We start from the raw sequence: 15983 nt of genomic DNA, 5'->3' as shown, positions 1-15983 counted from the left end.
GCTCAGCCTACCGACGCCCTTTCCAAGACACGGGTCTGCTCACGCGCCATCGGCACGGCGAAGATGGCGGCGATCAGGAGCGCCGTGCCCGCGCCGATGAGGGCGCCGCCGAGCGTGTCGCTGAGCCAGTGGGCATGCAGATAGGTGCGGCTGAAAGCCATCAGCAGCACCCACGCGGCGCCGACGATCGCGACCCACAGACGGGGGAAGATCACGACCGCGGTCACCGCGAGTGTCGTGGCGTTGGCCACGTGCCCCGACGGGTAGGAGCCGTAGTCCGACACGACGATGATGTCCTCGGGCCGGACGCGACCGAACAGGTGCTTGAGCACCTGCACGCCGGCCGCGGAGGCCGCCTGGGCCGTGAGGAAGTAGGCGGCCGCCCACGGGCGTCGCAGCACCACCAGGGCGATTGCGCCGCCGATGGGCACCACGAGGACGGCGACCCAGCCACCGCCCACCCAGTTCATCGCCTGCGAGACGGCCGTGAGGATCGGGTTCCACCAGCCGGCGACCACGCCGTTCCACCAGACGTCGACCGCGAAGGGCGTGTCGCCCTTCGAGAAGATCCACAGCCCAAGGCCGCAGGAGAGCGCGACGAGCGCCAGGCCGGCGATGAGATCCCTCATCGCGGTTCGGACACTCGCCGTTCTCTGGTCGTTCATCGCCCTATTCTGCCCGGCTGGACGCCGAATCCGGGAGCGCGACTCGTGGAGTGGCGGCTTGAGGGCCTCCCGGGTGGAGGATTGCGGCATGCCCCGTGCCGTCGATGTCGTCCGTGCCGTCATCTCACCACTCACCCGCACCCGGGTGTTCCGCCGGTTCCTCGGGCCGCTCCTGCTCCCGCCCGTGGAACGCTTCGTGTCGATGGTGACGCGCGGCCGCGTGCAGGTCAGCGGCCTGCTGGTGCCCTCGCTGGTGCTCCACACGGTCGGGGCCAAGTCCGGCGAGCCCCGCGAGGCCCCGCTGATGTACTGTCCCGACGGCCAGGGACGCGCCATCGTCGCGGGCACGAACTTCGCCGGGGAGCGGCATCCGGCGTGGGTGGCCAATCTTCGCGCTCACCCCGATGCCGAGATCACGGTGCGCGGCCGCCGCCTGCTCGTCCATGCCCACCCGGTGCCCGACGACGAGCGCGACGCGGTGTGGTCGCGCATCGAGCGGCAGTGGCCGGGGTACCGCAATTACGAGCGCGAGTCCGGTCGCACGGTCGCACTGTTCCGCCTGCAGCCCGTCCGCGTCCGGGGCGGCGCATGATTCGGGCGGGCGATGTCCTGCGCATCGCGCTCGCCCCGATCAGCCGCACCGGCTGGTTCCGGCGCTTCGCGACGACGGCGCTCCCGCCGCTCGAGCGCTTCGTCGCCCGCGTCTCGCGCGGACGCGTGCAGCTGACGGCCTTCCTCGTCCCCTCGCTCACCCTTCACACCATCGGCGCCAAGTCGGGCGAGCCGCGCGACGCCCCGCTGATGTACACCGCCGACGGCGCCGGACGGGCGATCGTCGCGGGGACCAACTGGGCGGGCGCGCGGCACCCGGCGTGGACGGCGAACCTGCTCGCGCATCCGGATGCCGAGATCACCGTCCGCGGTCGCCGCATGGCGGTGCGGGCCACGCTCATCCCGGACGCCGACCGTGACGCCACCTGGGCGATCATGGAGGCGCAGTGGCCCGACTACCGGCAGTACGAGCACGACTCCGGGCGCACAGCGCGGCTGTTCCTGCTGCAGCCGGTCCGCCGCGGCGGCACGCCAGAACCCTGAGTCAGGGCGCGAGCCGCGCGACCGTGCGCGGGCGCACGATCAGCCACAGGGCCAGCACGCCGATGACAGCGCAGCCGACCATGACCGACGCCATCGTCGTGGCCGTGATGCCCGAGCCGACCGCCAGCCAGCCGACGAGCGGCGAGATGATCCCGGCGACGCCGAAGTTGCTCGCCCCGATGATCGACTGGGCCGTTCCGGCCGCCTTGCCGTGGCGGTCGAGCGCGAGCACCTGCACGCAGGGGAAGGTGAAGCCGCACGCGGTCATGAAGAAGAACAGCGGCACGACGGTGCCCCACAGCCCGAGTCCGAGCTGGTCGGTGACGATGATGGCGGATGCCGCGACCACGAGCACGCCGGTCGACCACGCGAGCACCCACTGGGGTCCGAAGCGGGCCGCGAGCCGCGAGGCGGCCTGCACGCCGAGCACGACGCCGAGCGAGTTCGCGGCGAACAGCAGCCCGTACTGCTGGGCGTCGAAGCCGTACTCGCCCTGGAACAGGAACGACGACGACGAGAGGTACGAGAACAGTCCGCTGAACGTCATCCCTCCGATGATGAGCACGCCGATGAAGACCCGGTCGGTGAAGACGCTCCGGTAGCGCTGCCAGACCGTCGTCGAGCCCATCTCGTGGCGCCGCGCACGCGGAAGCGTCTCCGGGATGAAGATCGACGCGGCGATCAGCATGATGCTGCCGTAGATGCCGAGCACGACGAAGATCCCGCGCCACGGCATGAACAGCAGGAGCGCGGAGCCCACCAGCGGGGCGAGCACGGGCGCGACGCCCGACACCAGCGCGAGCCGCGAGAGCATCACGACGAGACGGCGCCCACCGAAGAGGTCGCGCACGATCGCCGCGGCCACGACACCGCCGGCGGCAGCCCCGGCGCCCATGAAGACGCGTGCGACCGAGAGCAGCTCGAGGTTCGGGGCGAGGGCGGCGGAGATGCTCGCGACGACGTGCAGTGCGGTGACGATGAGCAGCGGGGCGCGCCGGCCGACCTTGTCGCTGAGCGGGCCGACGATGAGCTGCCCGAGGGCGAAGCCGATCATCGTGCCCGTGAGCGTGAGCTGGATGGCCGCCGCGGTGGTCGAGAACTCCGACTGCAGCACGGGGAACGCGGGCAGGTAGAGGTCGATCGTGAAGGGCCCGAGGGCCGTGAGAGCGCCGAGCAGGATGATGTACAGCACACGGCGGCGGTGCGTGATCGAGTCGCCGGGGTGGAGGACGATCGGCGCCGTCGCGGGGTTGGATCCGAGCGTGCGGATGGCACCCGTCGCGGAGGGCAGCGGACGGGTGACGGGGGCGGCGTCCGACGGGCGCTGAGTGGGGATGGAGGCGGTATCGAGCAACGTGCACTTCGTTTCGGCGGCATGGCGGACGCGTCGGCTCGGAGGAAGCCGGCTCAGGCGCGCAGAGTGGTGTGGGGGTTCGTGGGACGATTCATCGAATCGATTCGAGAACCATGATACCGGATGCCTCGCCCCTGCCCGAAATGCGGTCCGAAGCGGCATCCGTCCCGTGTCGGGCAGAGTCGCGGCGTGCTGTCGGCGCCTTCCCAGTCCTGGCCCGCATGCGCTCGCATAGGATTGCGGTGTCCTTGCCCCTACCCGCATCACCGCCGTCGCGTCGTGCCGGGTGCCCGAGCCGAGATCACGTACATGACCCCGACACCCCCGAGCCCCGCCGACAAGCGCGCGAGCGGCAACCCCGCCAAGCAGGCCGAGATCGCCCTCACGGTCAAGCAGCAGCGCGAGCAGAAGCGCCAGGAGAAGCTGGCCGAGTACCAGAAGCAGCTGGCGAAGCGTCGCCGCAGCAAGCTCGTGTGGTGGGTCGTCGGCGTGACGGCCGCGGTCGTCATCATCGGCCTGATCGTGGCATCGATCGTCTTCGCCCCCGCTCCCCCGAAGGCGTACACGCCCGGTGGCGAGGGCGTCGAGATCGAGGGCGTCGAGACCTACGAGAACGAGACGCAGCACGTCGAGGGCGCCGTGGAGTACGAGCAGTCGCCCCCCACCGGCGGCCCGCACAACGCCGTCTGGCTCAACTGCGGCATCTACGACCAGCAGGTCCCCAACGAGAACGCCGTCCACTCGCTCGAGCACGGCGCCGTCTGGGTGACGTACGACCCGGCCGAGGTCTCGGGCGACGAGCTCAGCACGCTCGAGGCGCAGCTGCCCTCGACGTACGTCGTGCTGTCGCCGTACGAGGGCCTCGACGCTCCGATCGCCGTCACCAACTGGAACCACCAGCTCAAGGTCGACTCGGCCGAGGACGAGCGCATCGGGGAGTTCTTCGAGGAGTACTGGCGCAGCGCCGACGTTCCCGAGCCGAACGCGGCCTGCACCGGCGCGCTCGACGCGCCCGGCAAGCGGAACTGAGCCCGTCGTGAGCGACGAGGCGGCACCCGGCGCGCCCGCGCGGCGCTGGTGGGTGATCGTCCTCGTCCTCCTCGGCATCGCCGCGCTGGCGTTCGCGATCGGCCGGTTCTCCACGTTCGGCGCGTCGAGCCAGGGCAGCGCCCCGGGAACGACCTCGCCCGAGGCCGGGTTCTCACGCGACATGCAGGTGCACCATGCGCAGGCGATCGAGATGGCGATGGAGATCTATCGCAAGACGGAGGACTCCGAGCTCCGGGTGCTTTCATACGACATCGCCACCGGCCAGGCCGGCCAGCGCGGCGAGATGTTCGACTGGCTCGTGCAGTGGGGCCTGCCGCAGTCGGGCGAGCCGATGATGGAGTGGATGAGCGCCGCGGGTGACGAGCACGCGCACGGCGGCACCGACGGCGAGCCCCTCACCGACGATGAGGCCCGCGAGGCGATGGGCATGGCATCGGCCGATGAGATCGCCGCTCTCCAGGAGGCCACCGGCCAGGAGGCCGACTGTCTCTTCCTTGAGCTCATGATCCGCCACCACGAGGGTGCCATCCCGATGGCCGAGGCCCTCCTCGAGCTCGGCACCGACCCCCGCGCGCTCCAGGTCGCCCAGTCCATCAAGGACGGCCAGACCGCCGAGATCGACGCCATGGAGTCGATGCAGGCGCGGCTCGGCTGCGGCGGCTGACCGCGCATCCGCTCACCGCTACAGTGATCGCGTGACCGACACTCCCGCCGCCGCGCCGATGCGGCGTCCGGTGGTGGTGACCGCCACAGTGGTGCTGGTCTACGTGAGCGCGCTGGCCGCCGTGGTCGTCGGCGTCCTCGTCCTCCTGAGTCGCTACGACGTGCAGCGTGCTGCGGTGCTGCCCACCTCGCTGCTCGGCGCCGCCGTCATCCTCTTCGGCCTCCTTCTCATCGCGATGGCCTCGGGGCTCGCGCGCGGCAGTGCGCTCTCACGCGTGCTCGCGACGGTGTACCTCGGCATCCTCGCGCTGCTTCACGTCGCCACGATCGTGACCACCGACGGCTGGGACTGGAGCGCCATCGTGCAGCTCGTCCTCGCGGCGCTCATGGTGGCGGCGATGTGGACTCCGCCGGGGTCGCGATACTTCGCGAAGGACTCAGGCCCGGCCGCGTGAGGCGTTGACGGCGGCGGTCATCGACCGGTCGACGTAGCGTCGGTGGAAGAAGCGCACGATCTCGATCGCGCCGATCGTCGCCGCGGTGACGACCGCGATCAGCACGGCCGCGTCCTCGCCCGGATCGACCAGAACGAAGAAGTCCGTCAGCAGCGGCACGGTGAAGACGGCGAGGAGGGCCACGAACATGGCCCCGATCACCAGCACCTTGAAGCGGGTGATCGGACGCGAGAGCACCGTGAGCACCCAGATGCCGACGATGGACAGGATGATCGTGGTGCCGGTGCGGAGCTCGTCCTCCTCGACGCCCAGCGACATCGCGCCGAGCGTGTACAGCGTCAGCGCCACCGCGATCACGGTGCCGGCGGGGATCGCGAACACGAGTGAGCGCTTCAGGAAGCCCGGGACGTACCGCTGGGTGTTCGGCAGAAGGGCGAGGAAGAACGCCGGGATGCCGATGGTCAGGCCGTCGGTGATCGACAGCTGCCTCGGCAGGAAGGGGAACTCGAGCACGAGCACGCCGAACAGGACGGCGAGCACCGTCGCATACACGGTCTTGTTGAGGAAGAGCATCGACACCCGCTCGATGTTCGCGATGACCTGGCGCCCCTCCGACACCACGTCAGGCAGGTGCGAGAAGCGGCCGTCGAGCAGCACGAGCCGCGCGACGGCCTTGGTCGCCGCGGCGCCGGAGTTCATCGCGATGCCGATGTCGGCGGTCTTGATCGCCAGGGCGTCGTTGACACCGTCACCCGTCATCGCGACGATGTGCCCCCTGCTCTGCAGCGCGACGACCATGCGCTTCTTCTGCTCCGGCGTCACCCGGCCGAACACCGTGTTCTCCTCGAGGATGTCCGCGAGCTCGATGTCGTCCTCGGGGAGCCGGCGAGCGTCGAAGCCCTCCGGAGCGTCGAGGCCGACCTCGCGTGCGATGGCGGCGACCGTCCGGGGATTGTCGCCGGAGATCACACGGATGCCGACGCCCTGCTCTCGGAAGTAAGCCAGTGTCTGCGCGGCATCCGGCCGCACCTGCTCGCGGAAGGTCACGACGACTGCGGGGACGAGACCGGCCGGCAGCCGCTCGGCGTCCACGTCCTCGCTGTCCAGGAGGACGGTGGAGTGCGCCAGCACGAGGGTGCGGCGACCGGAGGAGGCGAGACCGACGACGACCGCGCCCAGCTCGGTGGACGGGTCGGATGCCTCGTCGCCGAACACCATCTCCGGGGCTCCCAGAACCCAGGTCCCGGGCGCTTCGGAGGCGAACGAGACCGCGCTCCATTTCCGGGCGGACGAGAAGGCGATGTACGCTGCCGCGTCGAGGGTCTCCGGCGCCGGGAACGGCTCGCGCAGGCACCGGGCGGTGGCATTCGCGTCGGGGGCGGCTCCGTACCACCCGAGCACCCTCTCGACACCGGGTGCGGGATCCGTCATCGCGTGCATCGCATCGAACTCGATTTCGCCGGCCGTCAGCGTGCCGGTCTTGTCGAGGCAGATGACGTCGACGCGAGCGAGCCCTTCGACGGCCGGCAGCTCGTTGACCAGCACCTGCTTCGCGGCCAGCTTGGCCGCGCCGACCGCGAAGGTGATCGAGGTCATGAGCACCAGCCCCAGCGGGATCATCGCGGTGAGGGCGGCGATCGTGTTCACGACCGCCTGCACCCACTCGCCGCTCTCCCACGCGCCCGCCCAGCCGCCGGCGACGATCATCTGGGCATTGAGGACGAGGAGGCCCACCGGGCCGATGATCCAGCTCATCCACTTGAGGACCCGGTTCACCGAGCCGCGCACCTCCGACGCGACGAGCGAGAAGCGCTTCGCCTCACCGGCGAACCGGTTGGCGTACGAGTCGGCGCCGACGCGGGTCGCCTGCGCCGCGCCCTCGCCCGAAACGACGATCGAACCAGAGAGCGCGTCGTCTCCGGGCTTCTTGTCCACGGCGTCGGACTCGCCCGTGAGCATCGACTCGTCGATCTGGAGTGCACGCGAGACGACGACCACGGCGTCCGCCGGCACCTGATCGCCTGCACGCAGCACGAGGATGTCGTCGGCCACGACGTCGACCGGTGCGACCTCGATCTCCTGCGCCGAGCGCCGGACGCGCGCCACCGGTGCGTTCAGCAGCGCGAGGCGGTCGAGCGCGGCCTTGGCGCGGAACTCCTGCACGCACCCGATGATCGAGTTCGCGAAGGCCGCGAGCCCGAAGAGCGCGTCCTGCCAGCGACCGAGCACGAACAGCACGAAGAAGCAGGCGAAGACGATGCCGTTGAACAGCGTGAACACGTTGGCCCGCACGATGTTCCAGACGCTCCGGCTGGTGTCGGGCGTGAACGAGTTCGTGCGCCCGTCCGCGATGCGCTCGGCGACATCGGCCGCGGACAGCCCGAGCGCAGGATCGATCTCGGCAGTCGGGGACGAGACGTCGGTCGCGGCATCCATCTTCAGAGGCTAACGATGTCCGCCCGCAGACTCGACGCGGCGCACGTGCCCCCCGGTCCGTGCGCCGCGTCGCGTCTCGATCGGTCAGCCCTTCGTGGCGCCCGCCAGCAGACCCCTGACGAAGAAGCGCTGCAGGGCGAAGAACACGATCAGCGGCACGAGGATCGACAGGAAGGTTCCGGCCGACTGCAGGAACCACTGGTTGCCCCAGGTTCCCGACAGAGAGGCCAGCGACTGGGTCATCGGCAGCGATGACGACGGCGCGAAGATCGTCGCGACGAGCAGGTCGTTCCACACCCAGATGAACTGCAGCACCGCGAACGACGCCAGCGCCGGCGCGGCGAGCGGGATGATGATCCGGAAGAACACCTGACCGTGCCCGGCGCCGTCGACCTTGGCCGCCTCGATCACCTCGGAGGGGATCTCCGCGATGAAGTTGTGCAGCAGGAACACCGCCAGCGGCAGGGCGAAGATCGTGTGGGCGATCCAGAGCGTCGCGAAACTGTGGTCGACATCGCTCATGTCGAAGCCCGGGAAGATCGTCACGCCGTTGATCGTGAGACCGCGGGAGAACAGGCTCAGCAGCGGGACGAGCGCCATCTGGAGCGGCAGGATCTGCAGCGCGAAGACGCCGATGAACAGAATGTACTTGCCTTTGAAGTCGATCCACGCGAACGCGTAAGCGAGCATCGACGCCACGGCGAGCGCGAAGAAGGCCACCGGGATGGTGATCGCCAGCGAGTTGAGGAACGACTCCGCCAGAGTCAGGGTCGTGCCGCCGGACGTCAGTGCCAGCCGGTAGTTCTCCAGGGTGAACTCCGGGTCGGTGAACACCGTCCACCAGCCCGTCGACTGGGTGTCTGCGCCGGGGCGGAACGACGTGACGAGCAGGCCGAAGGTCGGGATGGTCCAGAAGAAGGCGATCACGACGGCCGCGATCGTCGCCCCCTTCGACGACAGCCGCTTCTGCGCCAGCTTCTCGTGCTTGCGCGTCTCTCGCGCGACCTGCCGCGCCGTGGGGGCGCCGCCCGGGATCGGCTCAATAACCTCGATGGTCATCGGATCTCCCTCTGCTTCCGCATCTGCACCACGTTGAACACGATCAGCGGGATCACGAAGATGAACAGCACGACGGCGAGCGCCGCCGAGTGCCCGTAGCTCTGGAACCGCTGCTGCTGGTTGACCATCTCGAACGCGAGCACCGTCGAGTCGTTGCGTCCGCCGGTCATGGTGGCGACGATGTCGTACACCTTCAGCGCGCCGATGGCGATCGTCGTGACCACCACGACGAGGGACGAGCGGATGCCCGGCACCGTGACGTTGCGGAACCGCTGCCAGGCGCTGGCGCCGTCGAGCGAAGCCGCCTCGATCTGCTCGGTCGGGACCGCCTTGACCGCGGCGGAGAGGATCACCATCGCGAGACCGGTCTGGCTCCAGATGAAAACGACCAGGAGCAGGAACGTGTTCACGAGCGGCTCGATGGTGAGCCACGGCACCGGTGGGAATCCGAACGCCGTGACGATCGCGTTGAGCAGCCCGATCTGGTCGCCCTGGCGGAAGTCGTACATGAACTTCCAGATGATGCCCGCACCGACGAACGAGATCGCGAACGGCATGAAGATCAGGATCTTCAGCGTCTTCTCGCCGCGGGCGCGGTCGATGAACACGGCGTAGGCGAGTCCGATCGTGGTGGCGATCGTCGGCGCCAGCAGCACCCAGATGATCGAGTTGATGACGGACCAGAAGCCCTGCGGGTTGGTGAACGTCCAGACGTAGTTCTCGAGGCCGACGAAGTTCTGCCCCGTCTTGTCGAAGAACGACTGGATGATCGTCGCGATCGCCGGGTAGACGAGGCCGATGAGGAGCAGCGTGAACGCCGGTGCGGCGAACAGCAGCAGCTGGTAGAGGTGCCCCGTGCCCTCGCGCGCCCGCGAGTCGGCCCAGAACAGGATGGCCCCGAGGAGCACCGCGATGCCGAGCACGTAGATGACGGCATTCTGGTACGGCCGCAGCAGCATGAACGCCAGCACCGGGATGGCGAAGCACGTGACGAGCCGCAGCCAGAAGTAGAACTTCCCCGGACGCGGCGCGTACTCGATGAGGAGGAGGATGAGCCCCACGAGCGCCCCGAAGACGATCAGGACGACGGGGATCTGGACGATCGGGCCCATGTCGCCCAGCCATCGGAAGAAGCTGTTGAGCGAGAAGCCCAGCGTGGTCGGCCGGGCGCCTTCGACCGGCGGGCGCGTGATCATGAAGAGGAAGAGCGCCGCCACGAGGATGAAGCCGATCGTGGTGACGAGGACCGTGGTCCGTCGTCGGCGCGAGAGTGCGGCCTGCTTGGCCGCGGACGCTTCGGTGCCGGTCGGGGCGGGTTCAGCCGCCTGGGACACCTTCGTTGTATCGGTCATGGATGCCTTCCGAGTGCTTCATCGGACTCCGTGGCCGCGCGTCGAGCGCCTCGGCCGGGGTGGGAGGGGCCGCCCGCGACGGCGAGCGGCCCCTGCCCGAATGAGCTTTCGCTCAGTTCTCGTAGCCGGCCTGGATGTCCTCCAGGACGGTTGCGGTGTCCTTGCCGTCGATCCAGTCCTGCATGCCGCGCCAGAACGAGCCCGAGCCGACCGTGGACGGCATCAGGTCCGAGGCGTCGAAGCGGACCGTGGTGTTCGGGTCCTGCAGCAGCGTCATGGCCTCCGTGAGGAACTCGCTCGACGCGAGGCTCGGGTCGGCATTGAGGTTCGCCGAGATGTTTCCACCCAGCTCCACGCGCGTGTCAGCCCACTCCGGCGTCGACATGTACTCGAGCACGGCCTGCGTCGCCGCGTCGTCCGAGAACGCCGTGACGAACTCGCCGCCGACCTCGATGGTCGCCGCACCCTCGTCGTAGCCCGGAAGCACGAACGCGTAGACGTCTCCGTCGGGGGCGACGTCAGGCGTCGCTCCGTCCGCCGTCTGCACGTCGAGGAAGTTCGCCGAGAGGAACGACGCCTGGTGCGTCATCGGGCAGCTGCCGTCGGCGACCTTCGCCGCGACGTCACCGAATGCCGTCGAGTTGATGCTCGCGACGTCGCCGTACCCGGCGTTGACGTAGTCCGGGTTCAGCAGGATCTCGCCGACCGCGTCGAACGCCTCCTTGATCTGCGGGTCGGTGAACTCGACCTCGTTGGCGACCCACTGGTCGTAGACCTCGGGGCCGGACTGGCGGAGGACGAGGTCCTCGATCCAGTCGGTGCCGGGCCAGCCGGAGGCGGCCTCGGACTCGAAGCCCGCGCACCACGGTGCGCTGCCGGTCGCTTCCTGGATCGTGGCCGTCAGGTCGAGCAGCTCGTCCCACGTGGTCGGAACCTCGACGCCCCATTCCTCGAACTGCGCCGGCGAGTACCAGACGTAGCCCTTGATGTTGGCGAGCATCGGCGCGGCGTAGAACACGTCGTCGACGGTGCCGTAGGCCTTCCAGTCAGGCGACCAGTTCTCGTCGACGTTCGCCTCGACCTCGGCCGGGGCGGCCTTGACCTCGCCGGTGCCGACGAGCGTCTTCAGCAGACCGGGCTGCGGCACGATTCCGATGTCAGGTGCGTCGCCGCCCTGGACCTTCGTGACGATGTTGCCCTCGAACGCCTTGTCGCCCGTGTACTCGACGATGACGCCGGTCTCCTCGGTGAACTGGTCGAACGACTTCTGCATATTCTCGGCTTCGATGCCGGTGATGCCGCCCGAGATGCTGACGGTCTCCCCTTCGATGTTGCCGTCGTCGCCTTCGTCTCCCCCGCCCTCGGCGCACCCCGCGAGTGCCAGGGTCGCGACGGCCGTCACTCCGAGTGCGGCGAACAGATGGCGCCGCCCCGGCGATCGCATTGCAGTCATTAGTGCCTCCTCATCAAGTTCCGCCGAGCCCATGCATGGCGACGGCGAGAACATCGGGAACCGATTCCATGTTCACGGTAGGGGATGCACGGTGACGACACAATCGCCGTTGATCACAACTCGGTAAACACGGCAATCGCACTGGCGCCGCACCCGGCCACACGGCACAATGTGCCAGGAACCGGTTCCACAAAATCGCCGATGCGCTCGTGGAGCCGTCTGACTGCCGAGGAGGGTCGATGGCGGGCATCGCCGATGTCGCGCGCGCCGCGGGTGTGTCCAAGTCCACCGCGAGTCGCGCCCTCACCGGTGCGGGCTATGTCTCCGAGGAGACGCGGACGCGCGTGCAGAAGGCCGCGGCAGACCTCGGCTACGTTCCCACCACGAGTGCGGTGAACCTCGTCACCGGTCGCACCCAGACCGTCGGCGTGGTCGTTCCCACGCTCGACCGGTGGTTCTTCGCGCACGTCCTCGAGGGCATCCAGGACGCCCTGCTCGAGCGCCGCTACGATCTCGCCCTGTACGGCGCACAGCCCGACTCCGGCGCGCGGCGCCAGATGTTCGAGCACTTCCTCGCCCGCAAGCGGTTCGACGGCCTCATCGCGGTGGGCATCGAGCCGAGCGCGCACGAGCTCGAGCGCCTCGTCGAGTTCGGCAAGCCCGTGGTGAGCGTCGGCGGCTACGACGTGGGAACCAACGCGGTGTCGATCGACGATCGCGCGGCCGGGCGGATCGCGACCGAGCACCTCCTGGGCCTCGGTCATCGGGAGATCACGTTCGTCGGCGGTGACCCCGACGGGCGCCGGACCAGCTACGGCGACCGGCAGCGGCTCGACGGCTACCTCGCGGCGATGCACGATGCCGGGCTCGCGGCATCCGCTCGCCACTCGCCCTCTGAGGTGACGATGCCCGGCGGCTACGGCGCGGCGGTCGAGCTGCTCGGCGACCGGCAGACCCGGCCCACCGCGATCGTCGGCGTGTGCGACGAGGTCGCCGTGGGAGCTGTCATCGCGGCGCGGCGGCTCGGCATCCGCGTTCCCGATCAGTTCAGCGTCGTCGGCATCGACGACCACGCCTACGCCGAGATGTTCTCCCTCACGACGCTCCAGCAGAAGCCGCACCAGCAGGGACGCGCGGCCGTCCAGCTGCTGATGTGGCAGCTCGACGATCCGGATGCCCCGACCCACCGCATCTACGAGTCCTCGCCTCTCATCGTGCGCAGCTCCACCGCCGCCATCGACGACGCCGCATCGGCCATCGTGGGCGTCGGACGCTGACGGCCGCTACCAGGGAGCGCCGAGCTCGCTGAAGGTGGCGGCCTCCCACGCCACGCGCTCGGACCACTCCTCGATCCCTCGGACGATCCGGAACGTCTCGCCGTCGCGGTTCTCGATCGAGACATGAGCGGATGCCGCGGCCCGCGGCGCCGGCGACGCCACCACCTCTTCGAGCACTCGCGTGAACGCTCCGGTGTCGGCCAGCGGGACCGCGAGCGGCGTGCCGTGACGGGCGTGCGCCACGAGGTCGGCGAGGAGCCCCACCCGGGTGAACGCGAAGGTCTGCGGCAGTGCGGCACCCGCGCGATGCACCTGCAGCAGGTCGAGCGTGTAGAAGTAGAGCGCGTGGCCGCGAGACCCGCGCAGCAGCACGTACGGCTCATGCCGCCGCGGCGCGGTCACGCTGAGTGCGGCGGCGATGCGCCCGCCGGCGGCGAGATCGATGACGAGCGATGACGTGTCGTCGGTGTCGATGTCGTTCGCTCGGCGAAGATCGGTGCGGATGCCGCGCACGTCATCCGGTGTGCGGGCGCCGGCGATCGCGAGCGCGGTGGCGACGGCATGCGCGAGCGGATTGGTCACCGCGCCGTCGGCGACCACTGCCCCGTCGGCGGCGTGGCGGCGACCCGCCCAGGCGCTTCGTCGCCAGTACTCCTCGGAGCGCGACCACAGGCCGACGGCCCCGACGTGCTCCAGCTCGCCGATCTCCCCCGAGGTCGCCATCTGGCGGGCCGCGGCGACCCCGGCGCTCGCGAGCGACTGGAAGCCGACCTGCACCGAGCGGTCGGCGGCCCGGGCCGCGGCATCCACTCGCGCGTGCTCGGCGATCGAGACCACCGGAGGCTTCTCGAGCAGCACGTGAGCACCCGCCTCGAGGGCCTGCACGGCGAGGTCGGCGTGCGTGGGGATCGGCGTGCTGAAGATCGCGATGTCGAGGTCGCCGGCGTCGAGCATGGTTCCCGCATCCGTGAACACGCGCACCCCCGGCGGCACGTCCCCGCCGCCGCGGGGATCGGCGACGGCCACGAGCTCGACCGCGTCGCCGAGAGCGAGCGCAGCGTCGACGTGACTCCGCCCGTGCCCGTGGACGCCGGCGATGCCGACGCGGAGCGGACCGCTCACAGTCCCGCCTGGGCGCGAAGCGACGGGAGCGCGCGTTCCACCGCCGCGGCGCCGTCGAGCTCCTCGTCGAGGACGAACGCGGTGAGCTCGAGGTTCAGCTCCCCGCCCTCGGGGATCGTGCGCGGCTGGTCCCAGGCGATCGACGGTCCGGCGCCGAGGTACTCCGCGTAGCGCACGAACCAGGGCAGCTGCTGCTCCCCCTGGGCCAGCACGACGGTCGTGCCCCGCTCGGGGAAGGCGAACGCGAGCCACGGGGTCGCGGCGCCGTGGACGTCCCGCTCGGTGTCGCCTGCGGGGCTGAAGACCCGTGCGATCTCGGGCGCGAACCGCCAGAAGATCCCGCCGTAGCCCGCCCCGTCGCGGCCGTTGGTGGCCGGGGAGCCGAAGGTGATGGCATCCATCGTCGCCTTGAGGTGACTGCGCCAGCGCAGGGCCCACCCGTTCTCGAGCTCGGCCGAGTGGAGCTCGCGCACCTCGACGAGCTGCGTGGTGCCCTGGTGGTCGACCCAGCTCAGGCGCTCGTCGAGCGAGTGCCCGTCGATGTGCAGCCGGTCGCGACGCTGGCGTCCGTGGTTGGGCACCATGATCGAGCCCTCGCCGCGCACGTAGGTGCGCCCGCCCCAGTACGACGTGCCGTTGACGTCCGCGATCGCGAGGCTCACGCCCAGGTGGTGCGGGTGGTCGGTCGGCTCGGTCACCGAGAGCGGCGTTCCGGCGCGCGACACCACGTTGTCGAGGAAAGGTCGGGGCGACAGCACGGAGTCCACCGTCGCGCCCTCCTCGTACTGGGCGACGACGGTCGAGCCCAGCCGCAGCACCGGGCGGGCGGGTCCGACCCAGCCGCTGGCGTGCGACGCCGGTCCGGAGCTGCGCCGCGCCACGAGGACCGGCCGGTAGAACAGGGGGTGGTCGGCGCTCTCGCCTTCCAGCGCTTGACGCATGCGATTCCAAGCCTGCCGTCCGATCTCGATCCGCGGCACCGACATCGTCGTGAGCGGAGGGGCGGCGAATCGGGACTGGGGGATGTCGTCGATGCCGACGACGGAGAGCTGCTCGGGCACCTCGACGCCCATCTCGCCCAGCCGGGAGAGCAGGCCGAGTGCGACGAGATCGTTGAAGGCGATCGCGGCCGTCGCGCCGGTCTCGAGCACGGCATCGGCTGCGTCGTACCCGGCCTCCATGCTCGATCCGGCGGTGATGGTGAGGAACTCGAGGTCGGGGTACTCCCGGGCGAGCTCGCCCAGCCCGAGTGCGCGCTGCTCGTTCGCGTAGCTGAGCGGCGGCCCGGCGACGTAGGCGATCCGGCGGTGACCGAAGCCGCGCAGATGGACGCCGAGCTCCTTGACCGCGGTGCCGTAGTCCACTGCGAGCTGCGCGGCCGGGCTGTCGTCGACACGGCGGTTGACGACCACCACGGGAGTGGTGCGCTGGATGAGGTCCTTGAGCTCGCTGTCGGGCATGCGCGGCGAGACGAGCACGAGGGCGTCGCACTTGCTGCGCGCCTCGACGGCGATCTCGGCCTCGACCCCGACCGCTTCGGCGCTGTCGGCCACGAGCACCCGATACCCGTCGCGGGCCGCGGCGACCGTCAGCCCCTTGAGCACGCCCTGGAACATGGGGTTCTCGAGGTCGGGCACGAGCAGCGCGATGGTGTGGCTGCTCCCCCGCACCAGGCTGCGCGCGGCTTCGCTCGGCGAGTAGTTCAGCGCGGCGACGGCCCGATTGACCTTCGCGACGATCGCGGGATCGACGGTGGCGACACCGTTGAGGACGCGCGAGACCGACGCCTGCGAAACGCCGGCGTGCTGCGCGACCTGCGCCATCGTGATCGGGCGCGACGTGACCTCGGTCAAGAGGGCCTCCTGGTGCTTCCTGTGTCAATCATGGGCGTGGCTGAGCGTGGAGGGTCGCATTCGCGCCCTCCCGGCTCGGTGCCGCCCGGGGCCGGACCCCTCATCACTTCGATCCGGCCCCGTGCGGTCTGGGGAACGTTCGGGCCTCG

Annotated in this window: 14 protein-coding genes; 6 read left to right on the top strand and 8 right to left on the bottom strand. The window is 69.9% G+C overall.

What is annotated here, in order from left to right; genetic code table 11:
• Positions 1-2: 2 nt before the first annotated feature.
• Positions 3-665 carry a phosphatase PAP2 family protein gene (locus tag SOM19_RS14115; RefSeq protein WP_320487234.1) on the bottom strand — a complete coding sequence of 221 codons (663 nt, stop codon included), beginning with the start codon at positions 663-665 and terminating at the stop codon, positions 3-5.
• A gap of 88 nt (positions 666-753) precedes the next feature.
• On the opposite strand from SOM19_RS14115, the gene SOM19_RS14110 reads away from it, so the two are divergent.
• Together SOM19_RS14110 and SOM19_RS14105 are read left to right on the top strand one after the other, a co-directional pair.
• A complete protein-coding gene (locus SOM19_RS14110; RefSeq protein WP_320487233.1) occupies positions 754-1257 on the top strand; it encodes a nitroreductase family deazaflavin-dependent oxidoreductase in 504 nt (167 codons plus the stop codon).
• Positions 1254-1760 (top strand): nitroreductase family deazaflavin-dependent oxidoreductase, encoded by a 507-nt coding sequence (locus tag SOM19_RS14105; protein WP_320487232.1) that lies wholly within the window; start codon positions 1254-1256, stop codon positions 1758-1760. Before SOM19_RS14110 ends, SOM19_RS14105 begins: the two co-directional genes overlap by 4 nt.
• A 1-nt stretch (position 1761) precedes the next feature.
• On the opposite strand, the gene SOM19_RS14100 is transcribed toward SOM19_RS14105, so the two are convergent.
• A complete protein-coding gene (locus tag SOM19_RS14100) occupies positions 1762-3114 on the bottom strand; it encodes a multidrug effflux MFS transporter (RefSeq protein WP_320487231.1) in 1353 nt (450 codons plus the stop codon).
• A gap of 309 nt (positions 3115-3423) precedes the next feature.
• Here SOM19_RS14100 and SOM19_RS14095 point away from each other — a divergent pair, with 309 nt between their 5' ends.
• Genes SOM19_RS14095 through SOM19_RS14085 form a run of 3 tightly spaced genes read left to right on the top strand, consistent with a single transcriptional unit; the run spans position 3424 to position 5282 of the window.
• The gene (locus tag SOM19_RS14095; protein ID WP_320487230.1) at positions 3424-4143 is read left to right on the top strand and encodes a DUF3105 domain-containing protein; all 720 of its coding nucleotides are present in this window, start codon (positions 3424-3426) and stop codon (positions 4141-4143) included.
• Positions 4144-4150: 7 nt separating this feature from the next.
• Positions 4151-4828 (top strand): DUF305 domain-containing protein, encoded by a 678-nt coding sequence (locus SOM19_RS14090; protein WP_320487229.1) that lies wholly within the window; start codon positions 4151-4153, stop codon positions 4826-4828.
• A gap of 31 nt (positions 4829-4859) precedes the next feature.
• Positions 4860-5282 (top strand): hypothetical protein, encoded by a 423-nt coding sequence (locus SOM19_RS14085; protein ID WP_320487228.1) that lies wholly within the window; start codon positions 4860-4862, stop codon positions 5280-5282.
• Here the strand turns inward: SOM19_RS14085 and SOM19_RS14080 are convergent.
• The 4 genes from SOM19_RS14080 to SOM19_RS14065 form a co-directional block, all read right to left on the bottom strand.
• On the bottom strand, positions 5265-7718 hold the full coding sequence (locus SOM19_RS14080; RefSeq protein WP_320487227.1) for an HAD-IC family P-type ATPase: 2454 nt from the start codon (positions 7716-7718) through the stop codon (positions 5265-5267). The genes SOM19_RS14085 and SOM19_RS14080 overlap by 18 nt on opposite strands.
• An 84-nt stretch (positions 7719-7802) precedes the next feature.
• Positions 7803-8777 carry a carbohydrate ABC transporter permease gene (locus SOM19_RS14075; protein WP_320487226.1) on the bottom strand — a complete coding sequence of 325 codons (975 nt, stop codon included), beginning with the start codon at positions 8775-8777 and terminating at the stop codon, positions 7803-7805.
• Positions 8774-10129 (bottom strand): carbohydrate ABC transporter permease, encoded by a 1356-nt coding sequence (locus tag SOM19_RS14070; RefSeq protein WP_414683658.1) that lies wholly within the window; start codon positions 10127-10129, stop codon positions 8774-8776. The genes SOM19_RS14075 and SOM19_RS14070 overlap by 4 nt, the downstream gene beginning before the upstream one ends.
• A gap of 112 nt (positions 10130-10241) precedes the next feature.
• The gene (locus tag SOM19_RS14065; protein ID WP_320487225.1) at positions 10242-11582 is read right to left on the bottom strand and encodes an ABC transporter substrate-binding protein; all 1341 of its coding nucleotides are present in this window, start codon (positions 11580-11582) and stop codon (positions 10242-10244) included.
• A 239-nt stretch (positions 11583-11821) separates the two neighbouring features.
• Here SOM19_RS14065 and SOM19_RS14060 point away from each other — a divergent pair, with 239 nt between their 5' ends.
• Positions 11822-12859, top strand: coding sequence for a LacI family DNA-binding transcriptional regulator (locus tag SOM19_RS14060; protein ID WP_320487224.1), 1038 nt, complete (start codon positions 11822-11824; stop codon positions 12857-12859).
• Positions 12860-12865: 6 nt separating this feature from the next.
• Here SOM19_RS14060 and SOM19_RS14055 read toward each other — a convergent pair whose 3' ends face one another.
• Both SOM19_RS14055 and SOM19_RS14050 read right to left on the bottom strand, forming a co-directional pair.
• On the bottom strand, positions 12866-13981 hold the full coding sequence (locus tag SOM19_RS14055; RefSeq protein ID WP_320487223.1) for a Gfo/Idh/MocA family protein: 1116 nt from the start codon (positions 13979-13981) through the stop codon (positions 12866-12868).
• Entirely contained in the window at positions 13978-15834 is a 1857-nt protein-coding gene (locus SOM19_RS14050) for a DUF6807 family protein (protein ID WP_320487222.1), read from the bottom strand. The genes SOM19_RS14055 and SOM19_RS14050 overlap by 4 nt, the downstream gene beginning before the upstream one ends.
• Between the last annotated feature and the right edge of the window lie 149 nt (positions 15835-15983).

This window comes from Microbacterium sp. CFBP9034, assembly GCF_034045255.1.
Taxonomy (GTDB): Bacteria; Actinomycetota; Actinomycetes; order Actinomycetales; family Microbacteriaceae; genus Microbacterium.
Note: the sequence above shows the minus strand (reverse complement) of the source record. Positions and strands in the feature narration are given on the sequence as shown.